Source organism: Micromonospora sp. Llam0 (genome assembly GCF_003751085.1).
Taxonomy (GTDB): domain Bacteria; phylum Actinomycetota; class Actinomycetes; order Mycobacteriales; family Micromonosporaceae; genus Micromonospora_E.
Genome location: NZ_RJJY01000002.1, coordinates 943,877 through 968,325, shown reverse-complemented (window position 1 = coordinate 968,325; position 24,449 = coordinate 943,877). Strand labels below are relative to the sequence as shown.

Annotated in this window: 19 protein-coding genes and 1 tRNA gene; 13 read left to right on the top strand and 7 right to left on the bottom strand. The window is 70.1% G+C overall.

The genetic code is table 11. From position 1 onward, the window contains the following. Nucleotides 1–15: 15 nt before the first annotated feature. Nucleotides 16–1,365 (bottom strand): ABC transporter substrate-binding protein, encoded by a 1,350-nt coding sequence (locus tag EDC02_RS31720; protein ID WP_123605919.1) that lies wholly within the window; start codon nt 1,363–1,365, stop codon nt 16–18. An 18-nt stretch (nt 1,366–1,383) separates the two neighbouring features. Next, a complete protein-coding gene (locus EDC02_RS31715) occupies nt 1,384–2,418 on the bottom strand; it encodes a LacI family DNA-binding transcriptional regulator (RefSeq protein WP_123605918.1) in 1,035 nt (344 codons plus the stop codon). Nucleotides 2,419–2,687: 269 nt separating this feature from the next. Between EDC02_RS31715 and EDC02_RS31710 the strand changes: the two genes are divergently transcribed. The 6 genes from EDC02_RS31710 to EDC02_RS31685 all read left to right on the top strand — a co-directional run bounded on the left by EDC02_RS31710 (nt 2,688) and on the right by EDC02_RS31685 (nt 11,164). Further along, complete coding sequence (locus EDC02_RS31710) at nt 2,688–4,013, top strand: Gfo/Idh/MocA family protein (RefSeq protein WP_123605917.1); 1,326 nt, start codon at nt 2,688–2,690, stop codon at nt 4,011–4,013. A 43-nt stretch (nt 4,014–4,056) separates the two neighbouring features. After that, nucleotides 4,057–5,526 (top strand): glucuronate isomerase, encoded by a 1,470-nt coding sequence (gene uxaC / locus EDC02_RS31705; protein ID WP_123605916.1) that lies wholly within the window; start codon nt 4,057–4,059, stop codon nt 5,524–5,526. Beyond that, nucleotides 5,523–6,833, top strand: coding sequence for an enolase C-terminal domain-like protein (locus EDC02_RS31700; protein ID WP_123605915.1), 1,311 nt, complete (start codon nt 5,523–5,525; stop codon nt 6,831–6,833). The genes uxaC and EDC02_RS31700 overlap by 4 nt, the downstream gene beginning before the upstream one ends. After that, entirely contained in the window at nt 6,830–8,350 is a 1,521-nt protein-coding gene (locus tag EDC02_RS31695; protein ID WP_233606551.1) for a mannitol dehydrogenase family protein, read from the top strand. The genes EDC02_RS31700 and EDC02_RS31695 overlap by 4 nt, the downstream gene beginning before the upstream one ends. A 31-nt stretch (nt 8,351–8,381) precedes the next feature. Continuing rightward, nucleotides 8,382–9,566: a Gfo/Idh/MocA family protein gene (locus EDC02_RS31690; protein WP_123607290.1), complete on the top strand. Its 1,185-nt coding sequence runs from the start codon at nt 8,382–8,384 to the stop codon at nt 9,564–9,566. A 245-nt stretch (nt 9,567–9,811) separates the two neighbouring features. After that, complete coding sequence (locus tag EDC02_RS31685) at nt 9,812–11,164, top strand: polysaccharide lyase family 1 protein (RefSeq protein WP_123607289.1); 1,353 nt, start codon at nt 9,812–9,814, stop codon at nt 11,162–11,164. A gap of 199 nt (nt 11,165–11,363) precedes the next feature. Here EDC02_RS31685 and EDC02_RS31680 read toward each other — a convergent pair whose 3' ends face one another. After that, on the bottom strand, nt 11,364–12,455 hold the full coding sequence (locus EDC02_RS31680) for an ABC transporter ATP-binding protein (protein ID WP_123605914.1): 1,092 nt from the start codon (nt 12,453–12,455) through the stop codon (nt 11,364–11,366). Nucleotides 12,456–12,817: 362 nt separating this feature from the next. On the opposite strand from EDC02_RS31680, the gene EDC02_RS31675 reads away from it, so the two are divergent. After that, nucleotides 12,818–12,894 (top strand) — tRNA-Thr (locus EDC02_RS31675). Between the two features lie 594 nt (nt 12,895–13,488). On the opposite strand, the gene EDC02_RS31665 is transcribed toward EDC02_RS31675, so the two are convergent. After that, the gene (locus tag EDC02_RS31665; RefSeq protein WP_148083720.1) at nt 13,489–13,974 is read right to left on the bottom strand and encodes a hypothetical protein; all 486 of its coding nucleotides are present in this window, start codon (nt 13,972–13,974) and stop codon (nt 13,489–13,491) included. Nucleotides 13,975–14,468: 494 nt separating this feature from the next. On the opposite strand from EDC02_RS31665, the gene EDC02_RS31660 reads away from it, so the two are divergent. Then, nucleotides 14,469–15,176 carry a hypothetical protein gene (locus tag EDC02_RS31660; RefSeq protein ID WP_148083719.1) on the top strand — a complete coding sequence of 236 codons (708 nt, stop codon included), beginning with the start codon at nt 14,469–14,471 and terminating at the stop codon, nt 15,174–15,176. Nucleotides 15,177–15,218: 42 nt separating this feature from the next. Here the strand turns inward: EDC02_RS31660 and EDC02_RS31655 are convergent, their stop codons facing one another. Beyond that, nucleotides 15,219–16,787, bottom strand: a complete 1,569-nt coding sequence (locus EDC02_RS31655) for an FAD-dependent oxidoreductase (RefSeq protein WP_123605910.1) — start codon at nt 16,785–16,787, stop codon at nt 15,219–15,221. A 119-nt stretch (nt 16,788–16,906) separates the two neighbouring features. Between EDC02_RS31655 and EDC02_RS31650 the strand changes: the two genes are divergently transcribed. Further along, nucleotides 16,907–18,670, top strand: a complete 1,764-nt coding sequence (locus EDC02_RS31650; RefSeq protein WP_123605909.1) for an NAD-binding protein — start codon at nt 16,907–16,909, stop codon at nt 18,668–18,670. A gap of 32 nt (nt 18,671–18,702) precedes the next feature. On the opposite strand, the gene EDC02_RS31645 is transcribed toward EDC02_RS31650, so the two are convergent. Next, nucleotides 18,703–19,923, bottom strand: coding sequence for a DUF4032 domain-containing protein (locus tag EDC02_RS31645; RefSeq protein WP_123605908.1), 1,221 nt, complete (start codon nt 19,921–19,923; stop codon nt 18,703–18,705). Nucleotides 19,924–20,073: 150 nt separating this feature from the next. Between EDC02_RS31645 and EDC02_RS31640 the strand changes: the two genes are divergently transcribed. The 3 genes from EDC02_RS31640 (at nt 20,074) to EDC02_RS31630 (ending at nt 22,932) form a co-directional block, all read left to right on the top strand. Further along, complete coding sequence (locus EDC02_RS31640) at nt 20,074–20,844, top strand: phosphatase PAP2 family protein (protein WP_233606550.1); 771 nt, start codon at nt 20,074–20,076, stop codon at nt 20,842–20,844. Between the two features lie 350 nt (nt 20,845–21,194). Beyond that, nucleotides 21,195–21,944, top strand: coding sequence for an NYN domain-containing protein (locus EDC02_RS31635; RefSeq protein WP_123605907.1), 750 nt, complete (start codon nt 21,195–21,197; stop codon nt 21,942–21,944). A gap of 436 nt (nt 21,945–22,380) precedes the next feature. Further along, nucleotides 22,381–22,932 carry an HD domain-containing protein gene (locus EDC02_RS31630; protein ID WP_123605906.1) on the top strand — a complete coding sequence of 184 codons (552 nt, stop codon included), beginning with the start codon at nt 22,381–22,383 and terminating at the stop codon, nt 22,930–22,932. A gap of 125 nt (nt 22,933–23,057) precedes the next feature. On the opposite strand, the gene EDC02_RS31625 is transcribed toward EDC02_RS31630, so the two are convergent. Beyond that, complete coding sequence (locus EDC02_RS31625; protein ID WP_123605905.1) at nt 23,058–23,516, bottom strand: NUDIX hydrolase; 459 nt, start codon at nt 23,514–23,516, stop codon at nt 23,058–23,060. 50 nt (nt 23,517–23,566) lie between these two features. Here EDC02_RS31625 and EDC02_RS31620 point away from each other — a divergent pair, with 50 nt between their 5' ends. Next, entirely contained in the window at nt 23,567–24,331 is a 765-nt protein-coding gene (locus EDC02_RS31620; protein WP_123607287.1) for a GntR family transcriptional regulator, read from the top strand. The last annotated feature ends 118 nt before the right edge of the window (nt 24,332–24,449 follow it).

The window sequence follows — 24,449 nt, the reverse complement described above, 5'->3', positions numbered from 1 at the left end:
GACGTCCGGCCCGGACTATTCGAGGGTGGCTTCGGCCTGTCGGAAGAACTCGGCGGCGGCGTCGGCCGGGCTGGCCTGGCCGTAGGTGACGCTCTCGGCGACCGTGGTCAGCGTGGACCGCAGCGGCCCGTGGCCCTGCGGCGGGGGTGCCGGTGCCGGGCCCATCTGCGGGATCAGCGCGTTCTCGAACTCGACCGTGGCGGTCATGTACGGGTCGTCGAGACCCGCCTGGACCGTCTCCCGGTTGTCGAGGTTGGACGGCAGGCCCCGGTCGACGCCGAGGATCTGCGCCGCCTCCGGGTCGTTGGCCAGGAAGTCGATGACGTCGGCGACGACCTCCGGGTGCTCGGTGGAGCGCGACCCGGCCCAGTACAGCGACGCCCGTGCCCACTGGCCCTTCGGGTCACCGGGGTAGGCCACCATGCCGAGTTCGCTCTCGGTCGACTTGCCCAGCTCGGAGAGCTGGTTGGACCACATGAACGAGGTGGCCCCCTTGCCGGTCACCACCAGCTGGTCGGAGACGCCGCCGCCGACCGCCTCGTGCACCACGTCGGCCGGCGGGGTGGCGCCGGCTTCCCGGGCGTCCAGCCAGAACTGGAACCACTCGGTGAGGTCGGCCTCGGTGAAGGCGAGCTGCGGCCCGTCGTAGAACTCCTTGCCCTGCGAACGCAGCCACAGCCACAGCGCCTTGTAGTCGGCGCTGGGGTCCATCGCGCCCCAGTAGCCGTCGCCGGCAGCCTCGGTCACCTGCGCGCTCCAGGTGACGAACTCGTCGTACGTCCAGCCGGTCTCCGGCACCGGCAGGCCGAGCTCGGTGATCTTCGTCTTGTCGTAGACCATCGCCGGGGTGTTCTCGCCGGCGGCGACCGCGACCTGCTTGCCGTCGATCTGCCCGTACTGGGTCAGGCTCTCCGGGTGGTTGCTCAGGTCGATGTCGCCGGAGGAGACGAACGGGGTCAGGTCCAGGGTGACGTTGCGGCCGGCGTACTCGGCCAGGCCGTTGTCGTCGATCTGGAAGATGTCCGGCGCGTTGCCGCCGGCCGAGATGGTGGCCAGCTTGTCGTAGTAGCCGGTGAACGCCTGCCAGGTCGGGTTGATGGTGACGTTCGGGTTCTTGTCCTCGTACAGGTCGAGGGCCTGCTCGGTGAGTGCGGCGCGGGACTCGCCGCCCCACCAGAAGAACTCGATGGTGACCGGCGCGTCCGGGTCGCTCGACGCCGCGTCGTCGCCGCAGGCGGCGGTGCCGAGGACCAGCGGCACGACGGCGGTGGCGGCGATGCCGCGCAGCAGGCGGCGCCGGCCGAAGGGGGTACGGTGAGCACGCGTGGCAGGCGTGTTCGCCGTCGGTGATGTTGCGGGGTGCATTGCGCTCACTCCTTGGGGTTAGGAGGCGACATCGGCCGGCGCGGCGGTAGCCGCGTCGCCCGGGTCCGCATGGCGGTGCGGCCCCGGGCCCGTCGAGTCGCGGATGACCAACTCGGTCTGGAGCGTTACCTGGGCGGTGGTGCGACGGTCGTCGCCATGCTGGAGCAGCATGTCGACGGCCGCCCGACCGGCGGCCGCGTTCGGGGTGGCCACCGTCGTCAGTTTGGGTCGGGTGAGCCGGCTCAGCGCGATGTCGTCGATGCCGACCACGCTGATGTCCCGGGGGACCGCGACCCCGTGTGCGTCGAGCCCTTCGATCAGGCCGATCGCCATCAGGTCGTTGTAGGCGAGCACGGCGGTAACCTCCGCCCGGCGGACCTGTTCCGCCGCGGCGATGCCGCCGCCCTCGGTGGGCGGGTTGGGGCCGATAACGGTCAACGCGACGTCCGCCGAGCGGGCCGCCGAGGTGGCGGTGCGCCGGATCTCCCGGTTGGTCCACGACCCGCGCGGCCCGCCGAGCAGCGCGATCTGCCGGTGGCCGAGGCCGATCAGGTGCTCGACGGCGAGCCGGGCACCCTGACCGACGTCGATCACCACGTTCGGCAGGCCGGTCACCTGCCGGTTGATCACCACCAGCGGTACGTCCCGGCTGAGCTGCTCGATCAGGCTGTTGCTCATCCGGGGGCTGCACAGCAGCACCCCGTCGACCTGCTTGGCGAGGGCGTGGACCAGCTCCTCCTCGACCGCCGGGTCCTCGTTTGTGTCGGTGACGAAGATGTGGTAGTCGCGGTGCCGGGCCTGGCTCTCCGCCGCCTTGATCAGCGGCGGGAAGAACGGGTTGGCGATGTCGGCGACGATCAGGCCGATGTTGTGGGTCCGGCCGGTGATCAGCGCGCGGGCCGCCCGGTTGGGGCGGTAGCCGAGATGCTCCGCGCAGGCCAGCACCCGGCTGCGGGTCTCCGGGTTGACCAGGTGCGGTGCCGAGAACGTACGGGACACGGTGGAGATGTGCACTCCGCTGGCCCGTGCGACGTCTCGAATGGTGGCTGGCACGCGTCGTCCTTCATCGATGTGGTCGCCGTCCGGCGTGGGCGGCGACCAGTGTGGCTGGGGTCACGTTGGTTCGCCAATTAATGCAAACGGTTGCTCAGGTGTCAACGGTCTTCGATTGCGGATCTGTTGCGTCCGGGGTCCTTCCCGGTGCTCGAAACCTCGCCCATGCCCGCAAATCCGGCGAGTTGCTTTCCGGGCATTGACGAAGGTGTCCGTCTCGTGGCAACTTCTCCTGCAAACCTTTGCAGCCAACCCGGAGGCGGAGCAGGATGTCCCCAGAACCCGATCGGCGGCTGCGCTACGCGCTCGTCGGCACCGGCGCCCGCGCCGAGATGTTCGTCCGGTCCCTGGTCCTCGACTACCGGGACAGCGCCGAACTCGTCGCCTTCGCCGACAGCAACCAGGCCCGGATGGACGCGCACAACGCCTGGCTCGAGGAGCTCGGCCGCGACGCCGTGCCCACCTACCCGGCCAGCGACTTCGTCACCATGCTGAGCAAGGAACGGGTGGACGTCGTCCTGGTCACCACCGTCGACCGGGTGCACGATGAGTACATCGTCGCCGCCCTGCACGCCGGCTGCGATGTGATCACCGAGAAGCCGATGACCGTCGACGTGCCGCGCTGTCAGCGGATCCTCGACGCGGTGGCGCAGACCGGGCGCACCGTACGGGTCGCCTTCAACTACCGGTACAACCCGCTGCACGAACGGGTCCGCCAGGTGCTCGCCGACGGTCAGATCGGCGAGATCGGCTCGGTGCACTTCGAGTGGCTGCTCGACGTGCGCCACGGCGCCGACTACTTCCGCCGCTGGCACCGCGACAAGGCCAACTCCGGCGGGCTGATGGTGCACAAGGCCAGCCACCACTTCGACCTGGTCAACTGGTGGCTGAACGCGGTCCCGGTGCAGGTCTACGCGGCCGGCCGGCTGTTCTTCTACGGCGAGCCCGGCCGCCGCCACGGCTACGCCCGCGACTACGACCGGGCACACGGCGAAGTCGCCGCCGGTGATCCGTTCGCCCTGCAGCTGGCCGCCCACCCCCGGCTGCGCGCGCTCTACCTGGAGGCCGAGGCCGAGGACGGCTACCACCGCGACCAGAACGTCTTCGCCCCCGGCGTGACCATCGAGGACGACATGTCGGTGCTGGCCAGCTACTCCACCGGGGCCACGATGACGTACCACCTCACCGCGTACGCCCCCTGGGAGGGCTACCGGGTGATGTTCAATGGCAGCAGGGGTCGGCTCGAGCTGGAGGTGGTGGAGAGCGACTTCGTCAGTCCGTACGCCGCCGGCGAACTCAAGGGCGCCGCGCTGCACGGCGTCCAGGCCGCGGTCGAGGAGGGCTGGGCCAAGCTGACCGTACGGCCGTTCTGGGAGCAGCCCCGGCAGGTGCCCGTCGCCGGCTACACCCGGTCCGGGCACGGCGGCGCGGACGCCAAGATGACCGCGGCGCTGTTCGGCGGCGAGACCGACCCGATGGGCCGGGCCGCCACCGCCCGAGACGGTGCGCTCGCGCTGCTCACCGGGCTGGCCGCCAACCGGTCCTTCGAGACCGGCCAGCCGGTCCGGGTCGCCGACCTGCTCACCGTCGACTGACCGGCAACCACCCGACCCCCGTACCCGCGAGGAGCCTGCTTCCATGTCCTCTCAACCCGACCGGCCGGACCAGCTGTTCCCGGCCGAACCCACCCAGCGCGCCATCGCCCGCGAGCTGTACGCGCACGCCCGGGACCTGCCGGTCATCTCGCCGCACGGCCACGTCGACCCGGCGCTGCTGGCCGACGACGAGCCGTTCCCGGACCCGGCGCGGCTGCTCGTCGTGCCGGACCACTACGTGACCCGGATGCTGCTCAGCCAGGGCATCCCACCCGGCGAGCTCGGCGTACCGACCCGACCCGGGGTCCGGGCCCGGCCGCCGGCCGGTGACGGCGACTACGCCACCGAGACCGACGGGCGGGCCATCTGGCGCAAGCTGGCCGCCAACTGGCACCTGTTCCGGGGCACCCCGTCGCGGCTGTGGCTGGAGAAGACCTTCGCCGAGGTGTTCGAGGTGGACGCCGTCCTCGGCCCGGACACCGCCGACGGCGTCTACGACGCGATCGCGGCGAAGCTGGCCGAACCGGCGTACCGGCCCCGGGCCCTGTTCGAACGGTTCAACATCGAGGTGCTGGCCACCACCGAGTCGCCGCTGGACGACCTGGCCCGGCACGCCAAGCTCACCGCCGACGGCTGGGGCGGGCCCGGCGGGCGGGTGATCACCACGTTCCGGCCGGACAACGTCGTGGACTTCGAGTTCGACGGCTGGTCCGACAACGTCGCCGCGCTCGGCGCGGTCACCGGTGCCGACACCGGCACGTACGCCGGTTACCTCGACGCGCTGCGGGCCCGCCGGCAGGCGTTCATCGCCGCCGGCGCGACCAGCTCCGACCACGGTCACCCGACCGCGTTGACCCTGCGGCTGGACCGGCGGGAGGCCGCCGAGCTGTACGACCGGGGGCTGCGCGGCGCGGCGACCGCCGCCGACGCCGAGGCGTTCCGGGCCCACATGCTGGTCGAGTTCGCCCGAATGTCCATCGAGGACGGGATGGTGATGCAGCTGCACCCCGGCTCGGTGCGCAACCACAACAAGTGGCTGTACGCCACCCACGGCCGCGACGTCGGCGGCGACATCCCGCAGGCCACCGAGTACCTGCACGCGCTGACCGCGCTGCTTGACGCGTACGGCAACGACCCCCGGCTGCGGATCGTCGTCTACACCCTCGATGAGTACACCTTCACTCGGGAGCTGGCCCCGCTCGCCGGCGGGTACGCCGCCCTCTACCTCGGCGCGCCCTGGTGGTTCCTGGACTCCCCGGAGGTGCTGCGCCGGTTCCGGGAAGCGGTCACCGAGACCGCCGGCTTCTACAACACCGCCGGCTTCGTCGACGACACCCGGGCGTTCTGCTCCATCCCGGCGCGCCACGACGTGGCCCGCCGGATCGACGCCGGCTTCCTCGCCCGGCTCGTCGCCGAGCACCGGCTCGGCCTCGACGAGGCCGCCGAGACCATCGTCGACCTGGCGTACCGGCTGCCCAAGCGGGTCTTCAAGATCGGGGAGAAGCTGCCATGAGCGTCACCATCACCGGCGTCGACGTGCACGACGTACGGTTCCCGACCGCTGCGGCCGGCGACGGCTCGGACGCGATCAACCGGGGCGACTACTCGGCGACGTACGTCGAGCTGCGCACCGACTCGCCGGACGGGGTCTTCGGTGCCGGCTTCACCTTCACCAACGGCCGGGGCAACGAGATCACCTGCGCGGCGGTACGCGCGTTGGCCCACCACGTCACCGGGCGGACCGTCGCCGAGATCGTCGCCGAACCGGTCGCCTTCTGGCGTTCGCTCACCGCCGACGTGCAACTGCGCTGGCTCGGCCCGGAGAAGGGCGTCATCCACATGGCGTGCGGCGCGCTGGTCAACGCCGTCTGGGACCTGCGGGCCAAACTGGAAGGCAAGCCGCTGTGGCGGCTGCTGGCCGAGCTGCCGACCGACGAACTCGTCGCCAACATCGACTTCCACCACATCAGCGACGCGATCACCCCCGACGAGGCCGCCGCGATCCTCGACAAAGGGCTGACCGGCCAGGCCGACCGGCTCGCCGAGCTGCAACGCGACGGGTTCCCGTCGTACACCACCTCGGTCGGCTGGCTCGGCTACCCCGACGACAAGGTCCGGGCGTTGACCCGGGCGGCGTACGCCGACGGCTGGCGGGCGATGAAAATGAAGGTCGGCGGCCCGATCGACGACGACGTGCGGCGGGCGAGGATCATCCGCGCCGAGATCGGCCCGGACGCGCTGCTGATGATGGACGCCAACCAGGTGTGGGACGTCGACGAGGCGATCGCGAACATGGCCCGGCTGGTCGAGGTCGACCCGTACTGGATCGAGGAGCCGACGCACGCCGACGACGTGCTCGGCCACGCCCGGATCGCCGCCGCCGTCACCGAACTGTCCGACGGGCGCTGCCGGGTCGCCACCGGCGAGGTGGCCGCCAACCGGGTGATCTTCAAGCAGCTGATGCAGGCCGAGGCGATCCGGGTCTGCCAGATCGACGCGTGCCGCATCGCCGGGGTCAACGAGGTGCTGTCGGTGCTCCTGATGGCCGCCAAGTTCGGCGTGCCGATCTGCCCGCACGCCGGCGGCGTCGGCCTCTGCGAGTACGTGCAGCACCTGGCGATCTTCGACTACCTGCGGGTCGGCACCTCGCTGGACGGGCGGATGGTCGAGTACGTCGACCACCTGCACGAGCACTTCGTCGACCCGGTCCGCACCCGGGGCGGCCGCTACCTGGTGCCCGACCAGCCCGGCTACAGCGCCACCATGAAACCGGCGTCGATCGCCGAGTTCTCCTTCCCGGACGGGCCGGTGTGGCGGTGAACGGCGACCCGGCCGCGTCGGTGGAGCCTCGCGGCGACATCCCGCTGCTCGGCCTGGGCACCCTCGACCGGGTGCCGGCGGACAGCCGGCCACTGGTCCGCCCCGGCGACGTCGGCGCCGGCATCGTCCACCTGGGACTCGGCGCGTTCCACCGGGCCCATCAGGCGGTCTACACCGAGCAGGCGATCGCGCGGGCCGGCGGTGACTGGGGCATCATCGGCGTCGCGCCGCGCAACGTCGACGTGGTGCGCCGACTCACCGACCAGGACTGCCTGTTCAGCGTCACCACGCTGTCCGCCGCCGCGGCGCGGACCCGGGTCGTCGGCGCGCTCGCCGGGGTCCGGCACGCCGCCAGCGACCCGGCGGCGGTCGTGGCCCTGCTGGCCGACCCGGCGATCCGGGTGGTCACGCTGACCGTGACCGAGAAGGCGTACCAGTTGGACCCGGTCACCGGGCGGCTGCGCCCGGACGAAGCGGTCGCCGCCGACCTGAGCACCGACCGGGCGCCGACGACCGTGCCGGGCCTGCTGCTACGCGGGCTGGCCGCCCGGGCCGCCGCCGACGCCGGCCCGCTCGCCCTGGTCAGCTGCGACAACCTGCCGTCCAACGGGCGCCGGCTACGCGGCCTGGTCACCGAGGCCCTGGCGTACGCGAAGGTGCCCGACGGGACCGCCGACTGGGTGCACGCCAACGTCACCTTCCCCGGCACCATGGTCGACCGGATCGTGCCAGCCGCCACCGCGCAGACCCTGGCCACCGCCCGGTCCGCGCTCGGCGTCACCGACCTGGCGGCGATCGCGGGGGAGCCGTACACGCAGTGGGTGATCGAGGACGACTTCCCCGGTGGCCGGCCGGCCTGGCAGACCGCCGGGGCGGTGCTGACCGGTGACGCCGGCCCGTGGGAGCGGCTCAAGCTGCGCGGGCTCAACGGGGTGCACTCGGCGATCGCCTACCTCGGGGCGCTGGCCGGGCACGACACCATCGCCGAGGCGCTGGTCGGCGTCCCCGGCCTGCCCGCCGTACTGCGCCGCATGATCGCCGAGGACGTCGCGACCAGCTTCACCCCGCCGGACGGGGTGTCGGTCGTCGGGTACGGCGAGTCGGTGCTGGAGCGGTTCGCCAACCCGGCGATCCGACACCGCACCATCCAGGTGGCGATGGACGGCTCGCAGAAGCTGCCGCAGCGGGTGCTGCACACCATCGCCGACCGGCGCGCGGTCGGCGACCGGCCGTACTGGTCGGCGCTGGTGGTCGCCGCCTGGATGCGGTTCGCGCAGGGGCGGGCCGACGACGGGGCCGAGTTGCCGTTTGACGACCCGCTCGCCGCCCAGATCCGGGTGGCGCTGGCCGGGTCCGGCGGCACCCCGGCCGGAGTGGTGGCCGCGCTGCTCGGGCTCACCGAGGTGTTCCCGCCCGAGCTGGCGGCCGACCCGGAGGTCCGCGAGATGATCACGACCTGGCTGACCGCGCTGGACCGGCACGGGGTGGTCGGCGCGCTGACCGGCGCGGCCGGCTGACCGCGGTCGTCGACAGGTGGAGGTTCCCGACGTGACGAGCACGCCGCCCCGGTTGGCCCTGATCGGTGCCAACGGGCACGGCCTGTGGCACCGGCGGCAGATCGCCCCGCTGCACGCCGTCGGCGAACTCCGCCTGGTCGGCCTGGTCGACGTACGGCCGGTCGAGCCGGCACCCGACGCTCCGATCCCGGACGGCGCGCAGGTCGGCACCGACCACCGGCTGATGCTGGCGGACACCCGGCCGGACGTGGTGGTGATCTGCACGCCGCCGTACACCCATCTGCCGATCGCGCTGGACGCGCTGGCCGCCGGCGCGGACCTGCTGCTGGAGAAGCCGCCGGTGCTGTCGCTGGACGAACACCGGCGGTTGACCGCGGCGCTGGCCGAGCACGGCCGGGTCTGCCAGGTCGGTTTCCAGGCGCTCGGGTCGGCGGCGTTGGCCGAGTTGACCGCGGCGGCCACCAGCGGTCGGCTCGGTACGGTCACCGGGATCTCGACGGTCGCCTCCTGGCAGCGCGACGACGCCTACTACCGGCGGTCGCCGTGGGCCGGGCGGCGTACCGTCGACGGCCGCCCGTCGCTGGACGGCGCGCTGGCCAACCCGCTGGCGCACGCCACCATGCAGTGCCTGGCGGTGGCGGCGGCGGTGGATCCCAGCCCGCCGGTCCTGGTCGAGCTGGAGCGATACCGGGTTCGTCCGATCGAGGTGGACGACACCGCGTCGATGCGGATCACCCTGGACTCGGGGCTGTCGATCGTGGTCGCGGTTACCCTGGCCGGGGAGGAGTTCATCCCCGGTGAGGTGCTGGTGCACGGCACGGCCGGCGCCGCGGTGCTGGAGTATCCGACGGACCGGCTGCGGCTGCCCGGCGAGCCGGCGATGCGGCCGGTGCCGGGGCGGACCGGTCTGCTGGAGAACCTGCTGGCGCACCGGCGGGACCCGGCCGGCGTACCGCTGATCGCCCCGCTGGCCCGGACCGAGGCGTTCACCGCGTTGCTGGAGGTGGTGCAGGCCGCTCCGGAGCCGGGTCTGCTCGGCCCGGACCGGACGGTCGCGACCGGGGTGGCGGGCGCGGACCGGGTGCTGACGATCGAGGGGGTGAACGCGGTCGTCCGGCGCGGTGCGGCCGAGCTGGCGCTCTTCTCCGAGCAGGAGGTGCCGTGGGCGGTCCGGCCGTTCCGGGCCCGGCTGGCGCAGGGGGTGGTGGGCCGCTGACCGGGTCGGCGGAAAACGTACTGCAAACCGGTGACCGCCGCCGGTGTCGCGAAGTCGGACAGATCAGTCGTCCGCTCGGCAAATTGATGCCGGGTGAATAGGCCTCGTCCAAATGCGCTGCAAACAATCTGCAAACAATCTGCATTGACACATTTCGTGATGAAATTTATCGTTTGGGTTCAGGAAGATTGCGTGTGTGTTACGTGATCGAATCCGAACAATGTGTGCGGAGTGTGGTAATGCGACTGAGGAGATTGACTGCAGCTGTTGCTGGAATCGCGCTCGTGGCGGTACTGCCGGCACCGGCCGCCGCCGGCCGGGACACCGACTCCGACCGGCTGTCCTGGCCGGCCCGGTCGCTGGGTCGCCAGGCGCTGCCGCCGAACGACGGCTGGGCGGCCGCCGGCGAGGGCACCACCGGAGGGTCGGATGCCAGCCACGACAACGTCCACGTGGTCGACAGCCGGGTCGAGTTGATCGACGCCCTCGGCGGCGACAACGCCACCAATCGGGACAACGACACCCCGAAGATCATTTACGTCGAGGGTACGGTCAACGGCTTCGAAGGTCCGGACGGCAACCTGTTGACCTGTGCCGACCTCGCCGACCCCGAATACGACTTCGACGAGTTCCTGGTCACCTACGACCCGGCCGTATGGGGATACGAGAACGACCCGAGCGGCCCGCTGGAGGACGCCCGTCGCCGGTCGGTCACCAATCAGACCCGGTACACCCAGATCAACGTCGGCGCCAACACCACCATCGTCGGGCTGCGCGGCGCCCGGCTGGAGAACCTGACCCTGATGGTGGACAGCGTCCGTAACGTCATCGTCCGCAACATCGTCTTCGACGACGCGTACGACTGCTTTCCCGCCTGGTCGCCGGATGACGGCGACGCCGGCAACTGGAACTCCCAGTTCGACCTGATGTCGGTACGCCGGTCGGAGAACGTCTGGGTCGACCACAACACCTTCACCGACGGCGACAACCCGGACAGCGCGCAACCGGTCTACTTCGGCCGGCCGCTACAGGTGCACGACGGGGCGCTCGACATCACCCACACCGCCAGCCTGGTGACCGTCTCGTACAACCGGTTCGACGGCCGGGACAAGGTCATGCTGATCGGCTCATCGAACACCGTCGGCCCGGATCTCGGCCGGCTCAACGTCACCCTGCGCCACAACGTCTTCGACGGCAGCCTGCAACGGCTGCCCCGAATTCGGTTCGGACAGGTCGACGTCTACAACAACCACTACGAACTGTCCGGCGACGGCTTCCAGTACGCCGTCGGAGTAGGCGTTCAGGGCGCGCCGTACCTGGAGAACAACTCGTTCCGGCTGGGCTCCGGGATCGACACCGCAGACCTGCTCTACGACTGGGGCGGCACCGTGCTGACCGAGCAGGGCAGCTGGGTCGGGCAGGGCCACCGGCCACCGCGCCCGGCCAGCCTGCTCGACGCGTACAACGCGGCGAACGACCCGGACCTGGGCGACGACGCGGGCTGGACCCCGACGCTGCGGCACGGGCCGGTGCTGCCCGCCGCGGTCGTCCCGATCTACACCCGACTCACCGCCGGCGCCGGCAAGCTGCCGGTCTGACCGACTGGCAAGCTGCCGTCTGTCCCGCCCGGCCGGTGTCACAAGCGGGGTGGGTCGGCGAGACGCCCGCCGGCCCACCCCTTGCACCGCTCTGCCGCCACGGACCGGGGGCGCGGCGTACCACTCGGAAACGCCGAACGGCCGGCCTCCCCAACCGGGAAGGCCGACCGTTCGGTCAGTCAGCCGGAGTGGCGGTCGGTCAGAGCCGCTGGCCGTTGGCGGCGTGGAAGGCGTGGTGCTGGCCCGGCCGGGGTCGGACGAACACGGTGTCGTTCATCCGCGGCATGTGCCGGCGGTCGGTCCGCACCACGAACCGCTCCGAACTGCCGTCGAGTGTCGCGTAGCCGTAGACGTTGGCGTCCGAGCCGAGGTCCTCGACCAGCTCGACCGACATCGGCATGCCGCCCTCGGAGGCACCGACCAGGTCGCAGTCCTCGGGACGGAACCCGACGGTGACCCGATCGCCGCCGCCGTCGGCCTTGGCCGCCTCGACCTGCTCGCGGGTCAGCTCGACGATCATCTCGGCGAAGACCCCGCCCTGATCGGTCAGCGGGACGGTCTTGATGTTCATGGCGGGGGAGCCCATGAAGCCGGCGACAAAGACGTTCGCCGGTACGTCGTACAGGTTCCGCGGGGTGTCGACCTGCTGCAGTACGCCGTCGAGCAGCACCGCCACCCGGTGGCCCATCGTCATCGCCTCGACCTGGTCGTGGGTGACGTAGACGGTGGTGACCCCCAGCTTGGCCTGCAGCGAGGCGATCTGGGTACGGGTCTGCACCCGCAGCTTCGCGTCGAGGTTCGACAGCGGCTCGTCCATCAGGAAGACCTGTGGCTCCCGGACGATCGCCCGGCCCATCGCGACCCGCTGGCGCTGACCACCGGAGAGCGCCTTCGGCTTGCGGTTGAGGTACTCCTCCAGCTGCAGCAGAGCGGCGGCTTCCTTGACCCGGCGGTCGATCTCCGACTTCGAGGTCCGGCGCAGCTTCAGCGCGAAGGCCATGTTCTCGTACACCGTCATGTGCGGGTAGAGCGCGTAGTTCTGGAAGACCATCGCGATGTCGCGGGCCTTGGGCGGCAGGTGGGTGACGTCGCGGTCGTCGATGAGGATGCGGCCCTCGTCGACGTCCTCCAGGCCGGCGAGCATCCGCAGGCTGGTGGACTTGCCGCAACCGGAGGGGCCGACCAGTACGAGGAACTCGCCGTCGCCGATCTCGAGGTCGAGGTTGTTGACAGCGGGTCGCTCGGTGCCCGCGTAGATGCGGGACGCCTGGTCGTAGGTGACCGTAGCCATGGTCAGTGCTTCCTTTCACCGGCAGGAACGTGCCGGACGATCCGAGTGAAGGAGCGGCTGGCGCTCTGAGCGCCGGCCCACGCGTGCCCGCAGCCGCCAGGGCGGCGTGTCGCACGTGTCACGCCACGGTAAACGGGATTTGCCTGGCTGCCAAGACCGGGACGGCCCGCAACTACCTCCGATAACTGACCAAAACGGACATCGACGTGGGGTATGCCACTGTTCGTCACCCTTGGCCGGCGGTCCACGGCGGCCGCCGCAGCGACGGACACCGTACGCAGAACGGGAGAGATCGATCGGACAGACCGGCCGATGCGGCGGTATCGCCACGTCAGTGGCTATGCTGACGCTGAACGAACGCTGCCCCTGTAGCTCAGTTGGCCAGAGCACTCGCCTTGTAAGCGAGATGTCGCCGGTTCGAGCCCGGCCGGGGGCTCCAGCACCGCCGCGCAGGTCCCGCCGTGTGACGCACGGCGGGACACGTTGACAGCAACGCTGGTGACGACAGCAGTCCGCTGAGCTTGCCGGTGGCTTGACGCATCACACGGCTGTCTGCCGGTGGTGCTGCGGGCTACCGTCGGTAGGCTCTGGGCGAGGGCGGTGACGGTGACGGTGACGAATTTGTACGGTGGGCGGGAAACGAATGGCAGAGACCCTGCCTGCGACGGGGGGAGGTTTCGAGATCCCTGGTTGCGAAGATCATTCCGTGGCACGGGGATGCGCGGTCGAAGCGTACATGATCCACACAAATCTACGTTCCGGATCAGGGCAGTACCAGATTCTCCCGCCGCTCGTTACCTCGTACTGCCATTGCTCCAGACCGTCGCCCTGGACCATGCGGCTTCCTAGCTCACCCTTCAGCCGATGCTGTCGGTGTGGCTTGTCCGGATCTGTTGGGCCGTAAGTCAGAGCCTCCCACGCCTGCCACAAGTTTCCCGGCGCGGCTCTGACCAAGTCCTCCCAGCCGTTGGCGGCCTCCTTGGTGCCAAACCGCAACTCCCAACCTCCTGGGGGAGCTGGTGGAGCAACACGGTCATTCCTCTTCGGCACCAACTTCCTCCGACACCATCGGAGCAGGTACAGGACCGAGGTCGGAGTCTACCGCGCGGGACAGCTCTTGGGCGAGCGCCGGGTCAGCGTGAATCGCCGCAGTCTGCTGCCATTCGTGAATCATCCTCCCGAATGGAGCCCATACATCAAGATCGCTGCATGCTTCAAGGGTCCACATGAACTCCTTGACGAAGGTAATGCGATCTTTCTCGGGAAGGAAGTTGGTCCATGGGAAGGCGTCTACCAGGGCCTCCGTGACTAGCTCCTCGCCGCCAAGCTGGAAGAGATTGCGGAGTAACCGCGTGCTCGTCTCCATCCCCTGATGTGCCTGCTGGGCGCGATCTTCCCGCATGATCACGAAGGGAACGCCGTCCCCTCGGCGCTCCAGCCGAACTTCGCCTGAAGACTCGACCGCAGATGCAACCTCACGCGGTGCGCGTGCCGCGTCACTCCACTGCATGGTCTGCATAGAGTCAATGCTGAACTAATTCAGCCCTGGCGCGCAATACATTGTAAGTGATTTAGCTCACAGCAAGCGGGACTTGACTTGACCTGTCGCGGCTGGTGGTGTAGCAACCGTTGTCCCTTTAGCTCCCGTGTGTACCTTTCTCTCAGCTGAGTGGCAACGTCGCCACTGACTGAAGGTGCTTCCGCCACCTGATGCCACAGGTGCATCTTGATTCGTGTCCGGCATCAAGCTGCGCGAGTGCCCCGACCCCAGATGGTGGCACCCTGAGTCCGTCCGGCGACTGCGCGCCGGCTCCGGCTCCGGCCGTCGTGGCGTGGCTCCTGCCCCGGGTAACGGTTCGGTGGTGATTCCACCCCGTCGGTTCCTGTCGGGCGACTCAGTTGTCGCCGCCCACCGTTACGATCGGCCGGCCCCGCGTACAGCGGGTTGCCAGGAAAGCTCCGAGCCGCCTGCCGGTCAGGAGTCACGGGGCCCTCATCAGAAGTAGGTAGAACATGTCTGACCCCTCTCAGCCGCAGTACCCGGGCGCGCCCGCCGGGCAGCCGGTGCCGCCGGCTGGAGCCGCTCCCGGGCCGGCCTACGCCGGCCAGCCCGGTGTTCCGATGGCCCCGCCGCCCAAGAAGAGGTCCAAGGCGGTACCGATCATCCTGATCGTCATCGCCGCTGTCCTGGTGCTCTGCCTCGGTGGCGTGGCCGTGACCTTCTTCCTCGTCCGGGACACCGTCGGTGAGGTCATCGAAGCGACCCAGACCCGGCTGGTCACCCCGGACACCCTCGCCGGCCGCGAGCTGAACACCGACCCGACCTTCCAGGGTCTCGCCGAGGAGGTGGCCACCGGGCTGGCCGCCGACGTGCCCGAGTCGACCAGCAGCATCGGCGCCTTCTACGGCGACATCGAGCAGGAGAACCTGGTGATGATCGCCGGCGTTTCCGGCGTGATGGCCGACCCCGACCAGGAGCTGGCCGACGCCACCGAAGGCGACGCCACAGGGCTCGGGATGACCAACGTCACCGACGTCGACGCCGGTCCGAAGGGCGGGTCGGCGCGGTGCGGCGACGCCGACCTCGAAGGCATCCCCGGCGGGGTCTGCGTCTGGGCGAGCCGCGGCGCGCTGGTGATGTACGTGTTCTACTTCAGCACCGGCGAGGAAGCCGCCGGATCGCTCGTCGAGATCCGCGACGCGGTCGAGCAGACCAGCTGACGGACACCTGCCCGACACCTGCCCGACGCCGGCCTGCCGCAGCTACTGCGTCGGGCCGGCGTCGGGCGGGGCCGACGAGTGCGGCGCCCGCGCCAACAGCCCGTACCGGCGGATCGTCCGCAGCGGCTCGGTGGCCGCGCCCTCCCGACGCAGGATGTGGTTCGCGGCCAGGATTCCGGTCACCGCCGCCCGTTCCATCAGAGCGCTCGGCAAATCGGTGTCGATCCCGTCGCCAGCCAGGAACAACCCGTCCGCGTCGGTGACCACGCCGGGCCGCACCGCCGCCGCCCCGGGCGGGAACGCCGGGGCCTGCGCCGCGACCCGCGCCCGTGACTCCAGCACCGGCAGGTCGGCCACCTCCGGCCACAGCGATGCCAACTCGGCGCGCATCCGGTCGGCCAGCACCTCGGCCGGCACCTGTTCCGGGCAGGCGTACGCGTGGAGTTCGAGCACCGCGCCCCGGCTGCGCTGCGCCCACTGCCGCGCCTGACGCTCCAGCCGGTGGTAGAGGGTGACCGAGTCCAGGGTCGGCTGGCGGGATACCCCGCTGAACACCGGCCGGTCGGGTGCGACGTCGCCACCCAACCAGAGCCGGGCCACCGCGTACGGCGGAGCGTCGACCAGCGTGCCGACCCGCTCGGCCAACGTCGGCGCGGCCTCAGCCAGCCGGGGCGAGTCGGCCAGCAGTGTGCGCAGCGCCGGCGGGTCGACGGCCAGCACCACGTACCGGGCAGTGTGCGCGGCTCCGGAGGCGCACCGCACCTGCCAACCGTTGGCCCGCCTGGGGATGATGGTCTGCACCGCGTCGCCGGTGACCACCCGGCCACCGTGCCGGCGCAGATGCTCGTGCAGCGGCTGCCAGATCGCGGCGTCGTAATCCTGCTCCGGCGCGTCGAAGCCGAGCCCTTCCGGATTACCCAGAAAATAGAAGTGGAAGTTGGCCACCAGCTCGGCGGCGGACAACTCCCGCTCATGGTTGAAGAACGAGTGGGAGAAGACCTCGAACAGCATGGCGCGGGCCCGGTCCGGCAGCCGCAGCGAGTCCAGCAGCTCGGCGGCGGACCGCCGGTCGAGCTCGGCGTACGTCCGATCCGGATCGTAGGCAAGCAACGGCATCGCCGCCCGACGGTCCATCTCGCGCAGTTCGCGCAGCCGCAGGCTCGGGCTGCGCAGCAACAGCGCCAGCAGGTTCAGCGGTGGCGTGGTCGGCAGCCGACCGAACTCCTCCGGCGGCCACTGCGCCGACCACACCGGATAGCCGTCGACCGGCCGCAGCATGCCAAGTGTCGGGTCGGCCCGGCGCAGGATCGCCCGCCAGTTGTAGTACTGGCGGAAGAACGCGTGGAAACCGTGGTCGACCGGCTGGACCGTGCCGTCGGCCAGCGTTTCCGGCCAGGCGGCCAGCCGCCCGCCGAGCTGGGCGGCGCCTTCCAGCACAGTGACCCGTACGCCGCGTTCGGCCAGGACGATCGCCGCGCACATGCCGGCGATGCCACCGCCGACTACCAGCGCATCGGTGCCTGCGGCCACCCGGTCGGTACCGGCCGGATCCGCCCGGACCAGCTCGGACCGTACGCCGAAGAGCCGGCCGACCGTTCGGGACAGTCCCAAGAGCTCCTCCTTGCGTCTGCGGTGATGCGCCGGTGCCGGGTCCAGTGTGCCGGTCCGGTCCGCCGGGGAGGCGACTTTGCGGTCACCCCGCGCGTGCCGTCGGTGGCTACCATCCGGTCATGGCTGTCGACCCGTGGCGTGACCGCGCCCGCCGCGCCGTCGGCGGTCGGCTGCGCAGCAACGGCGACAACCGGCCGCACTACGTCGTCTGCGGGCACGATCCGCTGGCCTACCGGCTGGTCGGCGAGCTGGTGGCGGCGGCCGCCACGGTGACGGTCATCGTGCCGACCCGGCCCCGGCCGGACGGGCCGGACATGCGGTCGATCAAAGGGATCCGGCTGCTGCGGGCCGACCGGCTCACCGAGCAGACGTTCCGCAGCGCCGGGCTGGCCGGCGCGCGCGGCCTGGCGCTGCTCAACCAGGACGACGTCGGCAACATCAACGCCGCGCTGTGCGCCCAGGAGGTCGAGCCCGACCTGCGGGTGGTGATGCGGATGTTCAACACCCGGCTGGGCAGTCGGGTGAAGCGGCTGTTCGCCGACTGCGAGGTGCTGTCCGACGCGTCGATGGCGGCACCCGCCTTTGTCGCGGCCGCCCTCGGGGTGGTGTCGCCGACCCATTTCCGCCACGGCGGCCGGACGCTGCACGTGGCGCAGCGCGACGAGGTCCGCCCCGACCACGTCATCTGCGGGCTGGCCGACCTGAGCGACGCCGGCCGCCCCCGGGTGCTGCCGGCCGACCAGGACAACGCCGATCTGGTGCTGGCCGAGGCGGCCGGCAGCCAGCTGGCGCCGGTCCGGGCGGCCCGTCGGATCGTCCGCGCCCGCCAGCGCGCCCGGCTGTGGCGGGACCCGGTACGGGCGTTGCGGTCCTTCGCCACCCGCAAGATCGGGATGGCCACGCTCGGCGTACTGGCGGTGGTGGTGGTCTTCGGCATGCTGCTGTCGCGTGCCGAGGGGGTGAGCGTCGCGGAGGCGGTCTACCTGACCGTGGTGATGACACTCAGCGGCGCCGATCCGGACCTGGGCAAGTCGGCCGCCGTACAGGTGATGCAGGTGGTGCTCAGCCTGGCCGGGCTGGCGTTGATCCCGCTGCTCACCGCCGCCGTGGTGGACGGCCTGGTGAACGCCCGACTGGCGATCGCCGACCGGCAGACCCGGCCGGAGCGGACCGGGCACGTGGTGGTCGTCGGGCTCGGCAACGTCGGCACCCGGGTGATGTGGCAGCTGCACGACCTCGGCGTCGAGGTGGTCGGCGTCGACAAGGACCCGGACGCGCGGGGCGTCTCGGTCGCGCGGGAGCTGGACGTTCCGTTGATCGTCGGCGACGGCTCCCAGGAGGAGACGCTGCGCGCCGCCTCGGTGGCCACCTGCCGGGCGCTGGTGATCGTCTCCACCGACGACGTGACGAACCTGCAGGCGGCGCTGTACGCCCGGGAGATCCACAGCGACGTGCACGTCGTGCTGCGGCTGTTCGACGGGGATTTCGCCAGCCGGATCCAGCGCACCTTCAACATCGGTATCTCCCGCAGCGTGTCGTACCTGGCGGCACCGGCCTTCGCCGCCGCGCTGATGGACCGCGAGGTGATCGCGACCATCCCGGTCGGCCGGCACGTGCTGCTGGTCGCCGAGGTGATCGTTGCCGCCGGGTCGGCGCTGGACGGCGGGTCGCTCGCCGCCGCCGACGAAAATCCGGGCGTACGGGTGATCGCGTTCGCGCAGTTCGGCGAGCCCCGACCGATCTGGCTGCCGGCGTCGGGTTTCCGACTGGGGGCCCGGGACCGGATCACCGTGGTGGCCCGCCGGTCCGGGCTGAGCTGGCTGCTCAAGCAGGCCACCGAGGCGGTCGACGAGGCGGTCGACGAGGCCGAGCCGGCACCCTGACCCGGGTGCCGCGCCGGGCCGAATCGCGTCGGTCAGCCGACCGGCGCCTCGGTGCCGAGCACCGCCTGCTCGTCCGGGTAGTGCACCAGCACGTCGGCGAGGAACGACTGGACCGCCGGGGCCAGTCCGACGTCCCGGCCGGCCTCCTCGGACAGCCGCCACCGGTGTTCGATGACCTGGGCGAACAGCTCCGACGGCTCGACCTTGCGGCGCAGATGGGCCGGTACCGCGCGGACCACCGGCTCGAAGACCTCGGTCAGCCAGCGGTGCGCGGCCTGCTGCTCGTCGGTCAGGTCGCTCTCCGCCCGGTGCGCGTCGAGGTCGTTGAGCAGCCGCCGGGCCTGGTTCTCCTCGGCGTCCAGGCCGGTCAGCCGCAGCAGCCGCCGGCTGTGGTAGCCGGCGTCGACCACCTTCGGCCGGACCAGGTAGGAGCCGCGGTCGACGACCGACATCGCCACCTCGGCGACGTCGAAGCCGAGTTCGTTGAGCCGGCGGATCCGCCGTTCGATGTCGTGCCGCGACTCCCGTTCGATGTGCTGCTCGTAGGTGATCTCGTGCCACAGCCGTTCGTAGCGGGTGACCACCTCGTCGGCGACGGTCTCCGGGTCGATCGACTCGTGCAGCAGGCCGGCGGCCTGCAGGTCGAGCGCCTCGCCGAAGATGTTGACCCGGGCGATCTCCAGGTCCTCGCCGCGTTGCCCGTTGGACAGGGCCGGCCGCAGTGCCCCGGTTTCGGCGTCGACCAGGTACGCGGCGAACGCACCGGCGTCGCGGCGGAACAGCGTGTTGGACAGCGAGCAGTCACCCCAGAAGAAACCGGTCAGATGCATCCGGACGATCAGCGCGGCGAGCGCGTCGAGCAGCCGGGCCAGGGTTTCCGGGCGCAACTGGTTGGAGAAGAGCGCCCGGTACGGCAGCGAGAACTGCAGATGCCGGGTGATCAGCACCGGGTCGAGCGGTTCGCCGTCGGCGTCGGTGCGGTCGGCGACGATCGCCACCGCCTCGACGGCCGGGAAGTCGATCCGCTCCAGGGCGCGCAGCAGGTCGTACTCGCGTTCGGCGACCCGTTCGCCGGTCTCCTTCACGGCGTAGACGGTGCCGGCGAGTTTGACGAACCGGACGACGTGCCGGGAGATGCCCTGCGGCAGCGCCACCAGGTGGTCGGCAGGCCACTGCTCCAGCGGTGTCGACCAGGGCAGGTCGAGCAGCGCCGGGTCCACAAGGGCCGAGGTGATCCGCACGGGATCAAGCATGACGGGTACGCCGCCAGGATGCCGCCTGCCGTGGCTCGGCTAACACTGTTGATTTGATCCATATTCAGAGTGTTCGTGGTGGTCCCGCCGTCAAGCTGTCGCCGTAGCGACACGACATCGTCACCGCGCGGGTTCGGTAACCTGGCCGGCGTGCCCGAACCGACCGCCACCCGCCCGCCCGCGCCGCTGTCCGACGCGTCGCGGCGACCGGGGCCGCGGCCGGCCGGCTGGTGGTTCGACGCGGTGCTGCTGGCCGTGCTGGCCGGGCTGACCGGGGCGCTCACCGGCGGGGTGTTCCTCGACCTCGACCTGGTAGTACGGGACTGGGTCGACGCGCACCGGCCGCCGGTGGCGTACTGGGCCGCCCGGGTGTTGAACTATCTCGGCCAGGGCGGCCAGGTGCTGATCCCGGTCTCCACCGTGCTGGCGCTCTGGCTGGCCCGGCGGGTCCGTTCGGTGCGCCCGCTGCTGCCGGTGCTCGGCGCGGTGGTGGCGACCTATCTCAGCGTCGGCGCGATGAAGGTGCTGCTGCCCCGGGGCTACCCGCACGATTTCGACGACCCGTTCCCGGAGCGGCTGTTCACCGAGGCGACCCCGGCGATGGCGTACCCGTCCGGGCACGTGACCAACGCGATCGTCTGGTACGCGGTGATCGCCCTGCTGATCACCGGTCTGCTGCGGGCGTACGGCCGGCAGGTCCCGGCCCGGCGGCCGTTCCCCGGCTACCTGGCGCTGCGCTTCCTGCCGGCGGCGGTCCTCTTCTGCAGCACGGTCTACCTCGGCTACCACTGGCTGACCGACTCGGTCGCCGGGCTGCTGCTCGGCTGGCTGCTACTTCGCCTGCTGCAGCGGGTGCCATGGGACGCCGTACGGCTGCCGTGGGTGCGCGGCGGCCTGGACCGCCAGGCCGGGCTCTTCTAACCAGTAAGCCCTCGCTGTTCGGTGCCGCGTCGAGTTGCGGGCTGCACGCCTCACCTGGCCCCTGACTTGCACCGTTGGCGGGACGTCTAGGGACGACGCCGTACGCTCCGGGGTATGTCGGGTCTGTCGCTTCCGCGTGGAGCCCTTGGCCGGGCTCGAAGCGGCGACATCTCACTTTACAAGCTCTGCACACTCCGTCCGGCTTAGCCTTGTCTGTCTTTGATCGCCTACGATCGGGGTAGGCGCCTTCACTACGGGGCATCGTCTTGACCTCTGCTAGCCGACCGATCGGGCACGCAACGGGCACCGCAGAGTCGAAAGTCCTTGCTCGTTACTGGTAGCGTTCGCCGGTGCGCGTTGGTGTGTATGTCGATGGGTACAACCTCTACTACGGTGGAAGAGGGCTGTGCGGACAGGGAACTCCCGGCTGGCGCTGGCTCGACGTCCGGGCTCTTGCAGAACGCTTGCTAGCGAACGTACCGAGCTGGGCAGGTGCCCAGGTTCACCGAATCGTTTACTGCACTGCTGTAATCGATGCTGCGAGCAATCCCTCAGGCTTCCGCGATCAAGACATCTACCTCAAGGCCCTCACGGCATCATCGAGCGTCGACCTCATCGAGTACGGCAGCTACGTCTCTCGCGTGAAGTACGCCCCGCTGGCAGTGCAGGCTCAGAGTCGTAGGGCTGGACCCCAGCTCGTAACCTCCCAGTGGCCGATAATGGTTCAGGACGCGCAGGGCAATCCGGTACAGGATGCGACATTCATGGTGTCGTACGCCCATCGAGAGGAAAAGGGCTCCGATGTCAACGTGGCTTCTCACCTCCTGGTCGACGTCCTCACATCCCAGGTAGACGCAGCCCTCGTACTCTCCAACGACAGTGATCTTAAGTTTCGCGTGTCCTACGCGAGGACAAAGGTCCCTGTCGGCACGATCAACCCATCGCGGAACTACCTGGCAGGGGCGTTGAAGGGACAGCGAGGCGGGGGTGTAGGCGGGCACTGGTGGAGGCAGCTCACAGCTGCGGACTTCCAAACCTGCCAGCTCAGCGACCCGGTCGTCAGCCCCGCCGGGACCTACGTACGCCCGTCCGGCTGGTAAGAGCCCTGTCGCCAGTTTCAGTTGCAGGTCGGACCTGGCTGCGCTAGAGTTCACTGCATATACCACCCGGTTCCCCTAGAGGGGCCGGGTTTTCTTTTGGATCGAGGCAGCAGGCGACTTGGCACCTCCATACCGGTTTCCGGGTAGCCCACTGCGGAGGACGAGCCAAGATCACCGTCTCGGGGCCTCCCTCTCTGCACCGCGAGAAGCGATAGGGGGCATCCACCCCTCGGCCACGCCGCGCCCCGGCCGGCGGCCGGCCCACACCACACATTCGGAACGCTGACAGTCGGCGGCGGCCCGGTTGGTGTCCGCTGTCCGCGCCAGCCGCCGGGCGTGTTGCGGGGCCGGAGCGGAGCGGTAGCGGAGTGCAGGCCGCGCGCCCAGGCGGCGGCGCGTGCGGCCCGTTTCGCTAGGGACGCCGTACGCTCCGGGTATGTCGGGGCTGGTGGCGCGAGCGGCTGAGCTTGCCGAGGAACAGTTAGCGGCGGCCCTGCCTCAGCGTTGGCGTCATGTGCAGGCTGTAGCCAGGAAGGCCGGCAAGATCAGTCACGTCCTGGACCCGACGGACGCTGAGGTTCTCGTCGCTGCCGCGTGGCTGCACGATGTCGGGTACGCCCCCGGCGTGGCCGATACCGGCCTGCACGCTCTTGACGGCGGGCGGTGGCTAAGTCGTGTCGGGGTATCCGACCGCGTGGCCGCTCTGGTGGCTCACCACTCGTGCGCACTGTTCGAGGCGGAGGAACGCGGCCTCCGGGACGAGTTGGCCGTTGAGTTCCCGCAGGAACAATCGCTGACCGCTGATGCCCTCTGGTACGCCGACATGACCACCGGCCCGGACGGCCACGACGTCGCCGTTCTTGACCGCCTGGCGGAGATCGAGCAACGCTACGGCCCTGACCACCTGGTCACCAGGTTCTGGGTACGGGCCAGACCGACGCTGCTGGAAGCCGTCGGGCGGACGACGGATCGGCTCGCGGTGTCCTAACCGATGTACGGCTTCGAGAGTCTCTCGTAGCCGTAATCGATGCGCAGTCGCATGGACGGATGGATCGTCAGCATGCTCAGCTCATCCTTGGCGACCCATCCAACTGCTGGCGGCCGTTCCAGGAATCAGCGGGGCAGGGCGGCAACACCGGTAAGCAGCGCAACACCATCGTGGGCGCGGACGGCCGGGCCGTCCTGGCGCAGCGCGTCGAGCACCCGGACGGCGTAGGCGGGGTCCATCCGCTCCGCCACCGTTTCGGGTGTCCACCAGTTGATTTGGCTCGTCTCGTCGGACGTCGAGAGAGTTCCCCCGGTGATCTCGGCGCGGAACATCAGCGCGACGATGCCACGGGGCATGTTCTTGTAGACGCCGGTGAGTCGAGTCGGCTCGATGACAAGGCCTGTCTCTTCCCAGACCTCGCGGCGTACGCCGTCCAGCACGGATTCTTCAAGCTCGAGCACCCCGCCGGGTGGTTCCCAGCGGGCGTTGTCGCGACGTTGCGTCACCAGCACTCGCCCGGCTGAATCGACGATCACGGCAGCGACGCTGACGGAGTGCCTCGGGCCGCCGGTGGCATCGGTCATGGGCTCAGGTTAACATGTTGTCGACACATGTATACCTCGTGGAGTTTACGATGAGCATCCGCAAGATCGACCCTGCCAGTGATCGAGCGGTCTACCGGCAGATCGCGGACCACCTCCGCGAGGCGATCGAGCGGCATGATCTCGCACCGGGCGCACAGCTTCCCTCGGAGAGCGCCCTGGTCAACGACTACGGGGTCAGCAGGGTGACCGCGCGCAGGGCGTTGTCGGTCCTCGTTACGGACGGCCTTGTGGTTGCCGAGCACGGCAAGGGCTGGTTCGTCCGACGTCGGCCACCGGTCAAGCGGCTTTCGTCGGACCGGTTTGCCCGGCGGAAGGAAGGCAGAGCGGCTTTCACCGTCGACATGGAGGCGAACGAGCGCAGGTTCAGTGTCGATGTGCTGCACGTGGGGACTGGTCAAGCCCCGGTTGAGGTGCTGGATCGGCTCGGGCTCCCACACGGCAGTGAAGTAGTGGTCCGGCGCCGCCGGTACCTGGCCGAGGGTCAACCCATCGAGTACGCCACGTCCTACATCCCGACGGATATCGGTGCAGGTACACCGATCGCGGAGCCAAACCCTGGTCCTGGCGGTATCTACGCCCGCATGGAGGATCAGGGCTTCGTCTTCGAGCGGTACGACGAGGAGACAACCGCTCGGATGCCCACTGAGGAAGAGGCGAGGATTCTCGCGTTGCCTGCCGGGTCGCCGGTTCTGCACCTCGTACGGACGGCGGTGGCGTCCGGTAGGCCTGTCGAGGTCTGCGACACCGTGATGGACAGCGCCGCATTCGTGCTCTTCTACTCTCTTCCCGCTTAATAGCTCAAATTGGACGACGTTCGAGGCATCGTTGACGGCCTACGTAGACTCGTGTACACATGTATTCGAGTGCTTGGTGCTTCGAGCTGTCGCCCGCAGGGGGCGCGCTCTGAACAGG